At 56.8% G+C, this 16260-nt stretch carries 18 protein-coding genes; 11 read left to right on the top strand and 7 right to left on the bottom strand.

Annotated elements, in window-relative coordinates; all coding sequences use genetic code 11:
• Nucleotides 1–301: 301 nt before the first annotated feature.
• Together ACEPPP_RS01545 and ACEPPP_RS01550 are read left to right on the top strand one after the other, a co-directional pair.
• The gene (locus ACEPPP_RS01545) at nucleotides 302–973 is read left to right on the top strand and encodes a response regulator (RefSeq protein ID WP_374089305.1); all 672 of its coding nucleotides are present in this window, start codon (nucleotides 302–304) and stop codon (nucleotides 971–973) included.
• Entirely contained in the window at nucleotides 970–2313 is a 1344-nt protein-coding gene (locus tag ACEPPP_RS01550) for an ATP-binding protein (RefSeq protein ID WP_374089306.1), read from the top strand. The genes ACEPPP_RS01545 and ACEPPP_RS01550 overlap by 4 nt, the downstream gene beginning before the upstream one ends.
• 4 nt (nucleotides 2314–2317) lie before the next feature.
• Here the strand turns inward: ACEPPP_RS01550 and ACEPPP_RS01555 are convergent, their stop codons facing one another.
• The 4 genes from ACEPPP_RS01555 to ACEPPP_RS01570 all read right to left on the bottom strand — a co-directional run bounded on the left by ACEPPP_RS01555 (nucleotide 2318) and on the right by ACEPPP_RS01570 (nucleotide 5789).
• A complete protein-coding gene (locus ACEPPP_RS01555; RefSeq protein WP_374089307.1) occupies nucleotides 2318–3649 on the bottom strand; it encodes a S8 family serine peptidase in 1332 nt (443 codons plus the stop codon).
• A complete protein-coding gene (locus ACEPPP_RS01560) occupies nucleotides 3646–4365 on the bottom strand; it encodes a hypothetical protein (RefSeq protein WP_374089308.1) in 720 nt (239 codons plus the stop codon). Before ACEPPP_RS01560 ends, ACEPPP_RS01555 begins: the two co-directional genes overlap by 4 nt.
• A complete protein-coding gene (locus ACEPPP_RS01565) occupies nucleotides 4352–4900 on the bottom strand; it encodes an RNA polymerase sigma factor (RefSeq protein ID WP_374089309.1) in 549 nt (182 codons plus the stop codon). The genes ACEPPP_RS01560 and ACEPPP_RS01565 overlap by 14 nt, the downstream gene beginning before the upstream one ends.
• A gap of 148 nt (nucleotides 4901–5048) precedes the next feature.
• Nucleotides 5049–5789: a TorF family putative porin gene (locus ACEPPP_RS01570; RefSeq protein ID WP_374089310.1), complete on the bottom strand. Its 741-nt coding sequence runs from the start codon at nucleotides 5787–5789 to the stop codon at nucleotides 5049–5051.
• Nucleotides 5790–6165: 376 nt separating this feature from the next.
• Between ACEPPP_RS01570 and ACEPPP_RS01575 the strand changes: the two genes are divergently transcribed.
• Nucleotides 6166–6810, top strand: coding sequence for a cytochrome b/b6 domain-containing protein (locus ACEPPP_RS01575; RefSeq protein WP_374089311.1), 645 nt, complete (start codon nucleotides 6166–6168; stop codon nucleotides 6808–6810).
• A 107-nt stretch (nucleotides 6811–6917) separates the two neighbouring features.
• On the opposite strand, the gene ACEPPP_RS01580 is transcribed toward ACEPPP_RS01575, so the two are convergent.
• Complete coding sequence (locus ACEPPP_RS01580; protein ID WP_374089312.1) at nucleotides 6918–7244, bottom strand: hypothetical protein; 327 nt, start codon at nucleotides 7242–7244, stop codon at nucleotides 6918–6920.
• On the opposite strand from ACEPPP_RS01580, the gene ACEPPP_RS01585 reads away from it, so the two are divergent.
• Entirely contained in the window at nucleotides 7231–7551 is a 321-nt protein-coding gene (locus tag ACEPPP_RS01585) for a hypothetical protein (protein WP_374089313.1), read from the top strand. The genes ACEPPP_RS01580 and ACEPPP_RS01585 overlap by 14 nt on opposite strands.
• A gap of 80 nt (nucleotides 7552–7631) precedes the next feature.
• On the opposite strand, the gene ACEPPP_RS01590 is transcribed toward ACEPPP_RS01585, so the two are convergent.
• Nucleotides 7632–8732, bottom strand: coding sequence for an autotransporter strand-loop-strand O-heptosyltransferase (locus ACEPPP_RS01590; protein WP_374089314.1), 1101 nt, complete (start codon nucleotides 8730–8732; stop codon nucleotides 7632–7634).
• Between the two features lie 83 nt (nucleotides 8733–8815).
• Complete coding sequence (locus ACEPPP_RS01595; protein ID WP_374089315.1) at nucleotides 8816–9454, bottom strand: DUF4126 domain-containing protein; 639 nt, start codon at nucleotides 9452–9454, stop codon at nucleotides 8816–8818.
• Between the two features lie 162 nt (nucleotides 9455–9616).
• On the opposite strand from ACEPPP_RS01595, the gene hslV reads away from it, so the two are divergent.
• From hslV to hrcA, 7 genes are all read left to right on the top strand, one after another.
• The gene (gene hslV / locus ACEPPP_RS01600; RefSeq protein ID WP_374089316.1) at nucleotides 9617–10165 is read left to right on the top strand and encodes an ATP-dependent protease subunit HslV; all 549 of its coding nucleotides are present in this window, start codon (nucleotides 9617–9619) and stop codon (nucleotides 10163–10165) included.
• Nucleotides 10166–10168: 3 nt separating this feature from the next.
• A complete protein-coding gene (hslU, locus tag ACEPPP_RS01605) occupies nucleotides 10169–11494 on the top strand; it encodes an ATP-dependent protease ATPase subunit HslU (protein WP_374089317.1) in 1326 nt (441 codons plus the stop codon).
• Between the two features lie 70 nt (nucleotides 11495–11564).
• Nucleotides 11565–11957 carry a gamma-butyrobetaine hydroxylase-like domain-containing protein gene (locus ACEPPP_RS01610; RefSeq protein WP_374089318.1) on the top strand — a complete coding sequence of 131 codons (393 nt, stop codon included), beginning with the start codon at nucleotides 11565–11567 and terminating at the stop codon, nucleotides 11955–11957.
• A gap of 3 nt (nucleotides 11958–11960) precedes the next feature.
• Complete coding sequence (gene ubiE / locus ACEPPP_RS01615; protein WP_374089319.1) at nucleotides 11961–12710, top strand: bifunctional demethylmenaquinone methyltransferase/2-methoxy-6-polyprenyl-1,4-benzoquinol methylase UbiE; 750 nt, start codon at nucleotides 11961–11963, stop codon at nucleotides 12708–12710.
• 1 nt (nucleotide 12711) lies between these two features.
• The gene (locus ACEPPP_RS01620) at nucleotides 12712–13347 is read left to right on the top strand and encodes an SCP2 domain-containing protein (protein WP_374089320.1); all 636 of its coding nucleotides are present in this window, start codon (nucleotides 12712–12714) and stop codon (nucleotides 13345–13347) included.
• Between the two features lie 40 nt (nucleotides 13348–13387).
• Nucleotides 13388–14938, top strand: coding sequence for a ubiquinone biosynthesis regulatory protein kinase UbiB (ubiB, locus tag ACEPPP_RS01625; RefSeq protein WP_374089321.1), 1551 nt, complete (start codon nucleotides 13388–13390; stop codon nucleotides 14936–14938).
• A 235-nt stretch (nucleotides 14939–15173) separates the two neighbouring features.
• Nucleotides 15174–16229 (top strand): heat-inducible transcriptional repressor HrcA, encoded by a 1056-nt coding sequence (hrcA, locus tag ACEPPP_RS01630; protein ID WP_374089322.1) that lies wholly within the window; start codon nucleotides 15174–15176, stop codon nucleotides 16227–16229.
• Nucleotides 16230–16260: the final 31 nt, after the last annotated feature.

Here is a 16260-nt window from a genome sequence, read left to right on the forward strand (position 1 = left end):
TCTTATCCAACGATTTCTTTCTCACCAATATAACCCCCACGCTTACAAAAATAATGCCGGTTCGCTTTCTAATCAACGGACTGGAAGGTTCCGGTTTACGTGGTTTATACGACCTTAAGATAAAATAAACCTTAAAAAGCGTAAGTTTTATGTCCGGGCCGTTATCGCAAAGAAAGGGATTCGCTGGATGTTTGTGCCGGACGGATGCTGCGGCGCCGACTCAAAAGTAAACCCAGGCAGGTCCTATGGGCTCCCAGTCATGGTAAACTTCGGTTTTAAATGAGCTCCGGAAGATATTTTGATGCGCCTGTTGTTGGTGGAAGATGATCGGGACCTGGCCCGGCTTCTGAAAAAAAATCTGGAAAAAGCCGGGTACGCGGTCGATGTGTCGCACGACGGGGTGGAAGGCGAATATCTCGGCAACGAAGCGGTTTACGAGCTGGCGATACTCGATCTCGGCTTGCCGCAGCGCAGCGGCATTACCGTGCTGCAAAACTGGCGAGCGCAGCAAAATGCCCTGCCGGTGTTGATCCTGACCGCGCGCGACGCCTGGTACGAAAAGGTCGATGGCTTCAAGGCCGGCGCCGACGATTATCTGGCCAAGCCCTTCCATATCGAGGAACTGTTGGCCCGGATCAACGCGCTGTTGCACCGCTTTCATCAGTTGCCCGGCGGCCATCAGCTGCATGTCGGCGGTTTGACGCTGGATGAAGACCATCAGCAAGTGATTACCGAAAACGGCGAACGCATCGATTTAACCGGCGTCGAATTCAAACTGCTGCGCTATTTTCTGCTGCACCGCGGCCAGGTGATCAGCAAATCCACGCTGAACGACCAGCTTTACGACTTCGATTCGGACAAGGACAGCAATGTGATCGAGGTGTATATCAACCATCTGCGCCGCAAACTCGGCAAGGACCGCTTCGAAACCCGCCGCGGCCAGGGTTACGTTTTCAAGGAAGAACTGCCATGAAATCGCTGCAACTGCGCCTGGGGATCGCGCTGTTTATCAGCCTCGTTTGTGCGGTCTCCCTGTTATGGTGGCAAACCCGGCTCTCGATCCGGCAACTGGCCGAAGATAACGTCGCCGAACACCTCGAACATGACGCGGAAGCCATACTAGCCGGTGTTCATGCCGACAGCCCGGCAACCATCGCCCTGAACGACACCGGAATGGAGCCGGTCTATGCGAGACTTCATTCCGGCCAATACTACTGGGTCGCCAGCGGCCGGCAAATCATCAAATCGCCTTCGTTGGGAGAAGACCATTTGGCCATACCCACGGTCGCAACAGGAAGCCGCCAGCGAATTTATTTGAATGGCCCTCGGCAACAGCCCCTGCTGATCATGGCCTTCGGCTATCAGAAAGACGGCCGCCCGATCACGGTCGCGATCGCCGAAGACTTGTCGCCGACCTTCCTGCTGATCGATGCATTTCAACGACGATTTTCGATGATTGCGGCCGTCTTGCTGTTGGTGTTGGTGTGCGTGCAAATCGTGATCCTGCGCAGGAGCTTTCGCTCGCTGACGCGTCTGCAAACACAGCTGAGAGCCTTGGAACGCGGCGAGCTGAGCCAGATCGACACCGATGTGCCGCTGGAAGTCTCCGCCCTGGTCGGCGAGTTCAACCGCTTATTGACGGTGCTCGATCAACGCCTGCAGCGCAAGCGCAACGCCCTCGCCGACCTGGCCCATGCGCTGAAGACACCGCTGACGGTGCTCCAACAACTGCCCCGCGAAGACGCCTTCCGGCAGCATCCCGAGCTCAGCGAAATTTTGACCGCGCAAACCACCCATATGCAGCGCTTGATGGACCGCGTACTGAAACGCGCGCGCCTGGCAGGCGCGGGCCCGGCCGCGGCAAGATTCGACATGCATCAGGAAATCCCGGCCTTGATCCAGGTGCTGAAAAAAATGTACCGGGAGAAAAATCTGGCTATCCGCTTTTCCGCCCAGCCAGCCTGCATGCTGCCGGTCGACCGGGAAGATATGCTGGAACTGGCCGGCAATCTGCTCGACAACGCCTGCAAATGGGCCAAGTCCACGGTCAGCATTACACTCGAATGCAATCAGGCGATCCACTTGATCATCGAGGATGACGGGCCGGGCGTCGAAGAATCCTCTCTCGAAACCTTGATGCAGCGCGGCACGCGCCTGGATGAGTCGGTCAACGGCCATGGGCTGGGCCTATCGATCGCCAAACTGATCGTGGAGCAATATGGCGGGAAGCTATTGCTCAGCCGCTCGAAAGACTTGGGGGGATTTTGCGCGAAAGCGGTTCTGTTGCCCGCAGAGTCAAGTTCAAAACCCTAAGCGTTTATTTGCCCCACGTGAAGGCAAATCTTTCATCCGCACAGTTCTCGTTTTTGCAGAGTGAGGCCACCGCATGGTTCGCATTGATGCCGGAAAACCCACGGGTCTGATCGGCATCAGTAAGTTGCAGAGATAATTCTTGCTGGGATTTTAGCAAAAGCGACTTGATGTTCTGCGGGCTCAGCCCGGGCTTCAATTCCAGCAATAACGCGACAATGCCCGAGACTTCCGCCGCCGCGATCGAACTGCCGGAAATGAAATCATAGGCGCCGTGCGGCAACGTGGTCAGCACATTTTCCGCGGACGCCTCCACCCTCCCGTCCGGATTGTCCACGGTATCCTTGGTGCGGGATAAAGTCTGGACCGGAATCACCTGGTTAAGCGTGGCCGGGAAATTATCCTGTGCCTGCTCTCCCGCATCGGCCGCCACGACGATAATCCCTTGCTCGATCGCCTTGTTCAACAGCAATTCCAGCAAAGGGTCTTTGGGACCGGTCAGGCTCATATTCAAAATGTCGACACCCGCTTTGATCGCCGTATTGACCGCCAGCGCCAGCGTGTAGCTGTTGCATACCGCCGCCATCGCATCGGCTTTCGCCGGCCAGCAGGCTTTCAGCGCCACCAGACTGGCGTCGGGCGCGATGCCGGCGATGCCGACGCCATTGTCTTTCCGGGCGATCATCACGCCCGCCACCGCGGTGCCGTGGATGTCGCCCGCAAATTCCGGCGAAACTATGGACGCGAAATTTTCCTGCCGGCTGATTTGCCCGGAGAGATCTGGGTGTTCCGCATCGACGCCGGTGTCGATCATCCCGATCGTGACGTTACGTCCGGTAGCCAGATCGTGCACGCGGTCGAGTTGCATCGTGTGCAGATTGGACTGCAGCTTGAAATACGGGTCGTTGTATTCGTGCCGACCCTGCGTTTGAAACCAATGCATCTTTTGCACGATTTTGATCCGGCTGTCCTTGGCCATCCGCGCCAGCGTGTCAGCAATCGGGCCGGCGCTCAGGACTTTGTAGACCACGCATTGCACGCCGACCTCGGTCATCGGCCATTCTTCGAGCTTCTGCAAATGATAGTCCTCGGCGATTTGCGCGGATGTCCGCCGGCTCCAGGTGGAGCTCTGGTAGTCGCCGCGGCGGCGGTACCCGGACAGCGGCATCGGGGCGGAAGTACGCTCGATGGACTGATCGGCAAAACCGACCAGTATCATGCGCTCCGCCTCGGCCGGGCTGAATTGTTCGGGAAATGCAGAGGCGGCGGGTGTCACGCCGCCCTGTTCGGCGGCAAACGAGAGACTCGCAAAGCACAACAATAGCCACCCCAGTTTCATTGCGCTTTTCCCTCGGCCGAGAGCGCGGACGATAACGCATACGCCGGCTCGGCAAAAATGACTTGCGAATTTTTTCTGAGCGACGCCAGGGTGTCGAGAACTTGCCCCGCGGCTTGCACCTGTTTCAGACGGATCAGATAAACCCCCATCGCATTGGGGCCTTCGACGATGTCTCCGGCAATCGAGTCGACCACCGACTGTCTTTGTTCGCTATCGGCGCTTTCCGAAAACACGACCCGAATTTCATTCGCATGCGCCGCAGGGATTTCGGAATTGGCGAGGGTCCGGTAGTTGCTTTCAAATTCCCGATTCACGATCAAATAAGCGGGGATCAGCAAGAGGCAAAGCCCCAGCGCCGCAATCGCCTGATACGGAAAGCCCTGCATCGTGAAGCCGAACTTTCGCTGTCCCTTCAGCCTGGGCGAACGCGCGTCGACTTTGAGCGGTGTCTGCTCTCCACTATCGCCGCGCCGATGGATGCGCGCCTGCAAGCGGGAGAAAGAAGCCTGGGCGGCCGCGTCGAGGGTATCGGCCTGTTTTACCGCCATGGACAGCTTTTGCTGTTCGACGAGTTCGCGTCTGCAGGTCAGACAGACCCTCAGGTGATTTTCGACCGTCTTCAGCTCGGCATCGCCCAGGGTTTTATTGATGTACCACGGCAACAACAACATGATGTCGCGATGTGCGGTGTAAGGATTGAAGTTATCGTCTTTCATCGGATGATCCTGATTCATGCCCTTTGTCGTTCAAAAAGGCGGCCAGTTTTTTGCGCGCATAGTGCATTCTCGTTTTAACCGTATTTTCCGAACACCCCAGCAATTCGGCAATTTCGCTGTAATGAAGTTCCTGGTAGTAGGTCAGTTCGATCACGGCACGCTGCTCGGCCGAAAGACAGCCCATCGCAAATTCCAGCCAGTTGTCCAATTCGATTTGCAGCGGTCCGCCGTCTTCAATCGGCTGCACCCACGCATCGTCTTCCATATCGTCAAGCCATACCATGCCGTCCTGAGCCGCGTTGCGCAACGACTGCCGCGCCTTGTTGAAGGCAATGCCGAATATCCAGGTCGACAACCGGCATTGCCCGTTATAGGTGGACGCCTTATCCCAAACCACATACAGGGTATCGTTAATGATTTCCTCGATCAGCTCGGGCCGGCGCGTCATGCGCGCAACGAAACGGAACAAACGGCTGTAAAACCGGCCGTAAAGCCGCTCGAATGCCTGCTCGCTCCCCTGGACGATCAAATTCATCAGCTCGGCATCAGGGTTTTCCGAGTTTGTTGGATTTTCGCTGTTCAATGGCTTACCTGAATACATGCATCGCCGCCGGTAGTGTTTACCGATTTATTGCAATGCAGACGAAAAAGGTTCAATGGTTTGAAAAAAAGTCAATCGGATCTTAAAAGCCGGCGGAAATGCTGAACAAAAAAGTCGGGGCGATGGGCGGCGGGTAGTAATCCGAGTGATTATCGTCCCTCGTATTCGCGTTGTTGGCCGTATCCACCGCATGCACGTAGCGCAAATCCAGGGTGACAAACTTGTAAAACCCGCTCACCCCGGCATTCCAATACAAATAATCGTATTCCAAGGCTTGCCTCGCTTGCGTGTAACCGACGCCGCCGGAAAACTCCAGAAAGTCGGTGACCGGGCAGCGCCCGGTCAGTTCGTAATTCGCGGCGGCATGCCCGCGTTGATAATAATCCTCGGAGAAGGAAACGCTGGCGCTCAGCACGTCCCGGAAATGCACAAACAGGCTCATGTCATTGTAGTCGGACGACTGGCCGAAAATTTTCCCGTCGTAGAGATACCGCGACCATTGACCGTCAAACCTCCAGTCATCCGACAATTTGAAAGTCCAGCCGGCATAGGGAGTGATTTCGACACGGGCGGCATCGGAGTTGCTGTCGCCAAAATTGACGTAGGCTGTATTGGCGCCCGCATAAAAGCCGGAATCATGCTGATAATCGAGATTGGCTTGTCCGGAAAAATCGCCGGCGCTCTTGGAATAGCCTTTGCCGATGTACTCGCTCATCGCCGTCACCGATGCATGCACATCCGCGCCCGCATGCTGGAAGTGGAACAAGAGGATCGCCGCAGTGGGCAATCGCAGAAATCCGGGTAGGGTGTAGGGGATGTCCATGCCGAAAGTATACCAAACCCTTCGTTTTTTATGAGTAAAGCTTCAACCGTGCGGTGAATTTTATTTGCGTCATCGAATGACTGACATGAACCTTTTTTCGAGCCGCAGGAATTCAGTAACTAAAGCTTTTAAAATTTTTCTGCCCCCCAGCAAGCACGCGGCCGTCACGGTTAACGGCCGCGTTTTTTTTTGCCTGGAAAGGACGTTTTTGGGGTTCTTAAGCCTGATTGCGGTTGCCGAGGCTACAATGTACAACGATATACCTTAGGCTGGCTAACAAAATAAGTCTACAGAATCAATCATTCAGCTTGGTTTCATATTGGCAATGTAAATTACCCCCCAATCCCGATCAACCGACTATTACGAGGAAACTCCAATGAACAATCAAACCACCGTGCGAGTCTGGGACATTCTGATTCGCCTCTTTCACTGGTCGCTGGTCATCAGCTTCATTGTCGCTTATCTGACCAGCGAGGAAGAAAATTCCTGGCACATCTATTCCGGCTACACCGTCCTCGGCCTGATCATTTTCCGGCTGATCTGGGGCTTCGTCGGCAGCAAATACGCGCGCTTCAGCGATTTTGTCCGCTCTCCGGCCATGGTTTGCCAATACGTCAAAGACCTCCGCGCCGGTCATCCGCAACATTATCTTGGACACAACCCGCTCGGCGGCTGGATGGTCATTGCGCTCTTGTTGACCTTGTTCGCCGTCACCCTCAGCGGACTCAAAGTCTATGCGATCGAAGAAGGCAAAGGCCCGTTTGCCGGCGTTGAGTCTATCGAATTGGCGCCGATTGCCGCAGCTTATGCCGAAGATGGAGATGAAGACGAGGGCGACGAAGATCGCGAGCAAAAGCCCAACGAGGCCGATGAGGAATTCTGGGAAGAAATCCACGAAGCCACCACGAACCTGATGTTGCTGCTGATTGCCCTGCATGTGTTCGGCGTGATCCTGTCCAGCCGGCTGCACAAGGAGAATCTGATTAAAGCCATGCTGACGGGCAATAAAAACCGGCAATAAACCGCAGTCACTGGAATGCCTGGGATTCCTCGCAAAATAGGCGCCTCCAAAAATTTTTCACGCCGCTTGAACCTTTTTTCGAGAGTCTGGAATTTATTAACCGAAGCTTACAGACCCGATGCGTCGAAAGCTGTCTTAAATATATCCGAACAACTCAACGAAGGTAACACGATGAAAACAACCAAACACAAAGAATTGGCCATTTTATTGGTAGGCAGTCTGACGGTAGCGTCCCCGGCATTTGCAAAGAATGGCGCCGATGACGGTAATTCGGCCAGTTCGTCAGGCTCTTCAAGCGTTTCGGCTTCATCCAGCTCTGCATGCTCGTCTTCTGGCTCTTCCGGCAAATGTAAAAGAGCCTTTACGGTCAGCGGGGTCATATCAGGATCAGGACTGGAAACCGCTTTTACCTGTACGAATATGGAAAAATCCAAATCCGCCCTCTTGCGCGTCGAAATCTTTTCGGCAGGAGGCGCACGCGTGAATGACAATACGCCCGACAATGGCACCGTGGTCGTCGACGCGGGCGAAACGGCGACGATTGCGACGGGCGATATCGGCAGCATCACCGGGGAGTCGATCATTCTGCTGACCGGACCTGTGAATCCGCCGGGCGCTGCCTCTGTCACCGGCACCACGTCCAAGGTGGTTTGCAACGCGTATTTGGCGGGGAACGGCGCAACACCCACCGTCTTCATGCCACTGCCTCTGGTCAAAGGCACTGCGCAGAAGGGCGACTGACGCCGGCAAATCGTAAAAAATCGCGCCCCGGCGAGGGCGCGATTTTTTACGCAGTTAAACCGCAGCCGAATAGGCGAGGCTTAAACAAAGGATGAAATGGCTTCGATGACCCGACGTCCGCTGATACGGCGGGTGCACTCGAACCTGCGGGGCGTCCCGCGATGGTCTGGACACCAGTCCCAATCGCTGGCGTCCAGACGATGACGGTTGAAACAACCGCTGCAGACGTTTCCGTCCGGAAAAATCCGGATACAGTCCTGCATCTCCGTATAAGGGTACGAAAAGCCGCTGATCAGACAGGTTTTGCAGCCGCTTGCCCAGGCAAGCCAGCTCAATCCGCTGCCGACGCCGATAAATAGTTTCGCATGCCGGAGATAGTTGATCACCGTCTCCAAAGGCCCTTCTTCCAGGCATTTGACGCCTTGCGGAACCCTGTTGCCCCTGTATTCCCTGCCTTCTTTTGACAACAATACGACCGTGTAACCCTTGTAGCGCAGAAAGCGCACGACCTCATCCCAGCCTTTGGGATTGTTCCAGTATTTTGCCTGGCACGTGGCGTGTAAGCCGATACAGACATAGGGCTTATCCAACGGACTCGGCAAATCGGGGATCTTGATCAGCGGTTTGATTTCACGAAACGGCAGACCCAAAATATCGAAAGCCGGCTGGGCCAGCGGTTGTTCGCGAAAATCCGAGGGGTTTTTGCCGTAATCGTACGCGCCGTCTTCCTTATAAAACAAACCGATCCGATACATCGCATAAAGATCGTGGGCCGTTTCTCCCGGTTCGACGAATTCGATATCCGGGTAATTGTCCTTGAACAACCCGTTTAAAAATGTCGAACAAATCACCCGGCAGCCGTGCCGTTCGCGGAACGCCTCCACCGCCGGCAGCCAAGCCAGCGTATCGCCCAGCGAGCCCGACTCAAAAGCGATATAGACGCGTTTGCCGGTGCAATCGAAGACATGCCGGTACACGAGTTCGTTATCGCTTTGCCGATACACATCGACTCGCCAGCGCACAAAATAGCGGTGCGGCGTTCGCACCCAACCGCCGGCGGCAAGCTCGCATTGCATCGCGAGCGCCGGATCGTCAAGGTCCTCGATCAACACTCGATAGTGTTCGCTCCCCTCGCCGGCAATTTCCAGATAGGCGCCGTCGATAAAGTTGCAATGAAACATTTCTGCAGCCTCCATGCATTGTGCCGGCAGCGATGAGTCGGATTTAAATGTGGACATATTGCGCGAATCTGTTGACGCTGAATCTATCGAGGCGGACTCGCACTGGAATCCGGCGCCCCTCCCCCGAAAAACCCCGCGATCGCCCGAAAAACCTTCTTGATGCCGGCCCATAGCCTCGGCAACAGCCAGATCATCAAGCCAATAAACAGCGCCAACGCGATCAGAAAAAAGAACGGATGCTGGACCGCGGCCCAGACGCCGGTGATCACCGCCACGTCTTCGCCGATCGACGCCATCCAGTTGCTGAACGGTTCCGGCGAGGTGTTGATCAGCACGCGGCTGCCGGCCTTGGTCATATGCGAGCCGGCCGCGAGGCCGCCGCCGACGATCGCGGCGGCGAGTTCGACGGCCGGGTTCAGCTCGCCGACCGCGCCGGCCGCCAGCATCGCGCCGGCCGGGATGCGGATGAAGGTGTGGATCGCATCCCAGCCGGTATCGACGCCCGGCGTCTTATCGGCAAAGAACTCGACGCAATACATCAAACCGGCGGCGAGCATCACGGCCGGATTCGCGACGATCTGCAAATCCGGCGGCAGCGCGATATTACCGCTGTTCGCGAGAAAGCCGAGCGTCAAGAGGGTCGCATAAAGATTGATGCCGCTAGCCCACGCCAGGCCCATCGTCAACGCCAGCGTCGTCGATATTTGATTCAGTGCGTCCATAAAGGCACCTCCAGGATGATTGATTCGGCGATGGTAGCATAGCGCCATGAATGCCGACTTAATAAATCCGCATCGACCTGCCGGCATTTTTTCGCGCATACAGGCTTCAGACCATGTAAAATGGATGCCATTACCCCACCGTTTTAACTTTGGATTTTAAACGTGAATTTGAGAGGAACCACCATATTATCCGTGCGCCGCGGCAACAAGGTCGTGATCGGCGGAGACGGCCAAGTGACCCTGGGCAATACGGTCATGAAAGGCAATGCCCGCAAGGTGCGCCGGCTGTATCATGACAAGGTGATCGCCGGTTTTGCCGGTTCGACCGCGGACGCCTTTACCTTGTTCGAGCATTTCGAAGGCAAACTCGAAAAACATCGCGGCCATCTGATGCGCGCGGCGGTCGAAATGGCGAAAGACTGGCGCACCGACCGCACCCTCAGGCGCATGGAAGCGATGCTGACGATCGCGGACGCGAAAACCTCGTTGATCATCTCCGGCAACGGCGACGTGATCGAACCCGAACTGGATCTGATGGCGATCGGCTCCGGCGGCGCCTTCGCGCAGGCCGCCGCGCGCGCCTTGCTCGAAAATACCGAGTTGAGCGCCCGCGAGATCGTCGAAAAAGCGCTGACGATCGCGGCCGACATCTGCATTTATACAAATCACAACTTGCGCATCGAAGAACTGGACGCGGAACCGAACGAGTAAAGCATGACCCAAATGACCCCCAAAGAAATCGTCCACGAACTGGACAAGCACATCGTCGGCCAAGCGAATGCGAAACGCTCGGTCGCGATCGCGCTGCGCAACCGTTGGCGCCGGCAGCAGGTCGACGCCTCGTTGCGCGAGGAAATCACCCCGAAAAATATCCTGATGATCGGCCCGACCGGCGTCGGCAAGACCGAAATCGCGCGCCGTCTGGCACGCCTTGCGAATGCGCCGTTCATCAAGATCGAGGCGACCAAATTCACCGAAGTCGGCTATGTCGGCCGCGACGTCGAATCGATCATCCGCGACCTGGCCGATACCGCGGTCAAGATGATGCGCCAGTCCGAGATGGAAAAGGTGCAGATCAAGGCGTATGACGCGGCCGAGGACAGGATTCTCGACCTGCTGCTGCCCGAGGCGGACGGCGGCATGCGCTCGGAATCGCACGAATCGACCCGGCAAAAGATGCGCAAGAAACTGCGCGAAGGCGACCTCGACGACAAGGACATCGAAATCGACGTGCAGCTCGCGCCGATGGGCGTCGAGATCATGGCGCCTCCGGGCATGGAAGAGATGACCAATCAGTTGCAGGGCCTGTTCCAGAACATGGGCACCGGACGGACGCGCAGCCGCAAGATGAAGATCAAGCAAGCCTTCAAGGTCTTGCAGGAAGAGGAAGCCGCACGCCTGGTCAACGACGAGGAGATCAAGGTGAAGGCGGTCGAGGCGGTCGAGCAGAACGGCATCGTGTTTCTCGATGAAATCGACAAGATCTGCAAGCGCTCCGATAGCGGCGGTTCGGGCGGCGAAGTCTCGCGCGAAGGCGTGCAGCGCGATCTGTTGCCGATCGTCGAGGGCAGCACGGTCAGCACGAAGTATGGCGCGATCAAGACCGATCATATCCTGTTCATCGCCTCCGGCGCGTTCCATCTGACCAAGCCGTCGGACCTGATTCCGGAACTGCAAGGCCGTTTCCCGATCCGGGTCGAACTCGAGGCCTTGTCCGCCGACGACTTTTTCCGTATCCTGACCGAGCCGGATGCCTCGCTGACCGAACAATATTCGGCGCTTTTGGCGACCGAAGGCGTCAATCTGAGCTTTGCGACCGACGGCATCCGAAGGATCGCCGAACTCGGATGGGAAGTCAACGAAAAAACCGAAAACATCGGCGCCCGGCGTCTGCATACGATCCTGGAGCGTTTGCTCGAAGAGATTTCGTTCAACGCCCCGGACCTGCTCGAAAAGAACGTCGTGATCGATGCGGCTTATGTCGATCGCCACCTGGGCGAATTCGTCCACGACGAGGATTTGAGCCGGTATATCTTGTAGGCATGAGACTCAAGGCGGCGGGCGAAAACCTGCTGTCTTGCGTCCCCCTTCACCTTTCGTCTGACTGACTATGCGCCTCCATACCCACCCCTGCAACGCGCTGCCGACCGAAATCAAACTGCATCAGGTTTCCAGGATTCTGGAAATCCACTTCGATGACGGCAAGGACTTCATGCTGCCCTGCGAATATCTGCGCGTCTACACGCCGTCCGCGGAAGCCCTAGGCCATGCGCCCGGACAGGAAATCCTGCAGACCGGCAAGGAAAATGTCACGATCAGGGAGATACATCCGATCGGCAATTATGCGATCTGCCCGGTGTTCAGCGACGGCCATAACAGCGGCATTTACACCTGGGACCTGCTCTACCAACTCGGCGCCGAATACGACAGCCTGTGGACCAGCTACCTGGAACGCCTTAAGGCAGCCGGGTACCAACGCCTGGAACCCCAACATTTACAATAAATTATGACTCATCACAAAACGACCCATTTCGGCTTCAAGGAAGTCGCGACCGAAGACAAGGTCAAACTGGTACGCGGCGTTTTCGACTCGGTCGCCGAAAAATACGACATCATGAACGACCTGATGTCGCTCGGCATTCACCGCATCTGGAAACGGATTGCGATCCAGCTTTGCAATGTCCGCAGCGGCGAAAAAGTGCTCGACCTGGCTGGCGGCACCGGCGATTTGACCACACTACTCGAAAAACGCGTCGGCAAGGACGGCCTGGTCGTGCTCGCCGACATCAACTCGGAAATGCTGCGCACCGGCCGCAACCGCCTGATCGACCGCGGCCTGTCCGGCAACATCGACTATGCGCAGGTGAATGCCGAATGCCTGCCGTTCGAGGACAATACCTTCGACTGCGTGATCATCGGCTTCGGCCTCCGCAACGTGACCGACAAGGACGCCGCCTTACGCTCGATGCATCGCGTGCTGAAACCCGGCGGCCGCTGCCTGGTGCTCGAATTTTCGCATCCGATCGACCCGATCACCGAAAAGGTTTACGACTTCTATTCGTTCAGCCTGCTGCCTAAAATCGGCAAGCTCGTCGCGAAGGACGAAGACAGCTACCGTTACCTGGCCGAGTCGATCAGGATGCACCCGAAGCAGACCGAACTGAAGGCGATGATGGAAAACGCCGGCTTCGAACGCTGCGAGTTTTACAACATGACGCAAGGCATCGTCGCGGTGCATCGCGGCTACAAGATCTGAGATGGCGCTCAAACCGTTGTTGACCGTCGCGCTCGAAAACGCGCTGAACCGCTATATCAGGCTGGACCTGGACGTCGGCGAATTGCTGTCGCCGCTCGCCGGCAAGGTGATCGGACTGACCGTCGAACCGTTCGGCGAAACGCTGTATCTGTGCCCGACGACGGACGCGATCCAAGTACTGGATGCCTACCCCAGAGAGCCCGACACCCGGATCACAGGGTCGCTGTGGTCATTGGGCCTGATGGGAGTCAGCGCCAAGCCGATGCGTTCGGTGTTCTCTGGCGAAGTCAAGATCGAAGGCGACGTGTCGACCGGGCGCAAATTCCAGGCCTTGTTCGACAAACTGAACATCGATCTCGAAGAAAAACTGTCGCAATTTACCGGCGACGTGATCGCGCATCAAATCGGTAATCTTTTTCGCAAAGGTTTCGGCTGGACGAAGCAATCGATCAAATCTTTCGAACTGAATTTGAGCGAATTTCTGCAGGAAGAAACGCGCGATCTGCCGGCAAATCCCGAAGCCGATATTTTTTATCGCCATGTCGATGAACTGCGCGCCGATTTCGACCGTCTGAACAGCCGAATCGAACGCCTCGAAGCCGCCTTAACCCGGAAGCCCCTTGCGCAAAGCGAATGATGCCGAGCCTGCGCCCTCACCTGACCGCGACTAACTGAACGTGATCAATCCTAGAATCTTATTCCGCTTGATCCATATCAATTGGGTCCTGGTGTTTCACGGCCTCGATGAAATCGTGCTGAAAACGCACCTGTTCCGTCCTGTCCGCTTCCTGGCCGCGCTGTCGCCTTATTACTGGCTCAGAAGGCGCAACGAACCGCGCGGCGTGCGCATCCGCAAGACGCTTGAGGACCTCGGGCCGATCTATGTCAAATTCGGCCAGGCGCTGTCCACCCGCAAGGACCTGCTGCCGGACGACATCGCCGACGAACTGGTCAAACTGCAGGACCGGGTGCCGCCGTTCCCGAACGAGGTCGCCCGCCGGATCATCGAGCAGGAACTCGGCATGCCGATCGACGAGGCGTTCGCCGACTTCGATCCGACGCCGCTGGCTTCGGCCTCGGTCGCGCAGGTGCACACCGCCCGGCTGCCCAGCGGCGAAGACGTCGTGGTCAAGGTGCTGCGTCCCGACATCGAGGACCGCATTCATTCCGATATTGCGCTGCTCTATGAACTGGCCCGCTTCGCCGAACGCTTCTGGTCGGACGCGCGTCGCCTCAGGGCGCTCGAAGTGGTCGCCGAATTCGAAAAAACCACGCTCGACGAACTCGATCTGGTCCGGGAAGCGGCGAACGCGGCCAAACTGCGGCGCAACTTCGAAAACTCGGACATCATCTATGTGCCTGAAATCCATTGGCCGCTGTCCCGGCAGAAGGTGATGGTGATGGAAAGGATCAAAGGCATCCCGGTCGGCGAGATCGAACAATTGAAGGCCGGCGGCGCCGACTTCAAATTGCTGGCCGAGCGCGGCGTCGAGATCTTCTTCACGCAGGTGTTCCGAGACAATTTTTTCCATGCCGACATGCATCCCGGCAATATTTTCGTCGACCTGCCGGCCAAATACATCGCGGTCGATTTCGGCATCGTCGGTTCCTTGTCGTTGTCCGACCAGCATTATCTGGCCGAAAACTTCCTGGCGTTTTTCAATCGAGATTACCGCAAGGTCGCGCGGATGCACGTCGAATCGGGCTGGGTACCGAGTTCGACCCGGATCGAGGAATTCGAATCGGCGATCCGCGGCGTCTGCGAACCGATCTTCGAAAAACCGCTGCGCGACATCTCGTTCGGCCAGCTCTTGCTGCGCCTGTTCCAGACCGCGCGCCGCTTCGACATGCATGTGCAACCGCAGCTGGTACTGTTGCAGAAAACCTTGCTGAACATCGAAGGCCTGGGCCGCCAGCTCTATCCGGAACTGGATTTATGGCAAACCGCGAAGCCCTTCCTCGAAAAATGGTTCCAGGAACGAATGGGGCCGAAAGCCAAACTGAATCAGCTGATGGCACACTTCCCGGAACTCGCCCAGCAACTTCCCGAAGTGCCGTCGCTGCTGTACAAGGCGCTCGACAATGCCGCCTACGCGAAACAGACCAGCGAGGCGCAAACCCGCGAACTGGCGGAACTGCGCAAGCAGATCGAAGCCAATCATCAATCCACGCAGTGGATGATCCTCGTCAGCGCGGCATTGATCAGCGCGGCGATCTTTTTCGGCTAACCTCACACCCTCTTGGCAATCGGCTGAATTTCGCTGGCGCCGCCCAGCGAAATTCAGCCTAAGACCGGCAGTCCCCATCCCTGTCTTTTTTCAGAATAGCGCGAACCGCACCGCCGCAGGCGTTGCAGCGGCAGGCGCGCACATCCCGGTTGACAACTCACAGTCTAACTGCTAATTTGCCTTGTTGGCACTCGCCTCAATAGAGTGCTAAAAACGATTTCCGTTAGAGGTTAGTGTGAGTCATCCGCATCCATTAAATGAACGCTCGTTGCAGTTATTGAAGACCCTGATCGAGCGTTATATCAGCGACGGGCAGCCTGTCGGGTCGCGCGTGCTGTCGAAAGATTCCGATTTGAAGCTGAGCCCGGCCACGATTCGCAACGTAATGGCCGACCTCGAAGACCTGGGTCTGATCCATTCGCCGCATACGTCCGCGGGCCGGGTGCCGACGGTCAGCGGTTACCGGCTATTCGTCGACAGTCTGCTGACGGTCAAACCGTTGGAAATACGCGAAGTAAACCGCCTGCAGGAAAGCCTGTCCGCGATCGACGATCAGAGTCAGGCGCTCGGCACGGCTTCGCGGCTGCTCTCCGAACTGACCCAGATGGCCGGCGTCGTGACCCTGCCGAAGCGCGAGACGTTGTTTCTGCGCCATGTCGAATTCCTGCCCTTGTCGCATTCGCGCGTGCTGGTGATCTTCGTGACCAATGAACAGGAAGTGCATAACAAGATCATTCACACCTCGCGCCTGTTCAGCCCCGCCGAATTGCAGCAGGCGGCCAATTATCTGAATTCGATCTATTCGGGCCGCAGCCTGGCGTCCGTGCGCGATGCGGTGCTGCAGGAACTGCAGGACGACCGCGAACAGATGAACCAGTTGATGCTCGATGCGATCCAGATCGCACAACTGGCGTTCGACCCTGACGACAAGAAAGAAGATTTCGTGCTGAGCGGCGAAACCAATCTGATGGGCTTTTCCGAATTGTCCGACCGCGACCGCCTGCGGAGCCTGTTCGAAGCGTTCAGCCAGAAACAGGGCGTGATCCATCTGCTCGATCAATGCATGAAGGCCGACGGCGTGCAGATCTTCATCGGCGAGGAGTCCGGCTATCAGGCCTTCGATCATTGCAGCCTGGTTACCGCCTCCTATTCGGTCAGCGACGAAGTGGTCGGCGTACTCGGGGTGATCGGGCCGACGCGGATGGCGTACGAAAAAATCATTCCGTATGTCGATGTGACCGCAAAATTGTTGAGCGCCGCCTTGAATCCGAAATCCGCATCCCCATCATAACAACCATGATGATTTGGGTGCGCAACCATGC

This window comes from Methylomicrobium lacus (genome assembly GCF_041897535.1).
Taxonomy (GTDB): domain Bacteria; phylum Pseudomonadota; class Gammaproteobacteria; order Methylococcales; family Methylomonadaceae; genus Methylomicrobium; species Methylomicrobium lacus_A.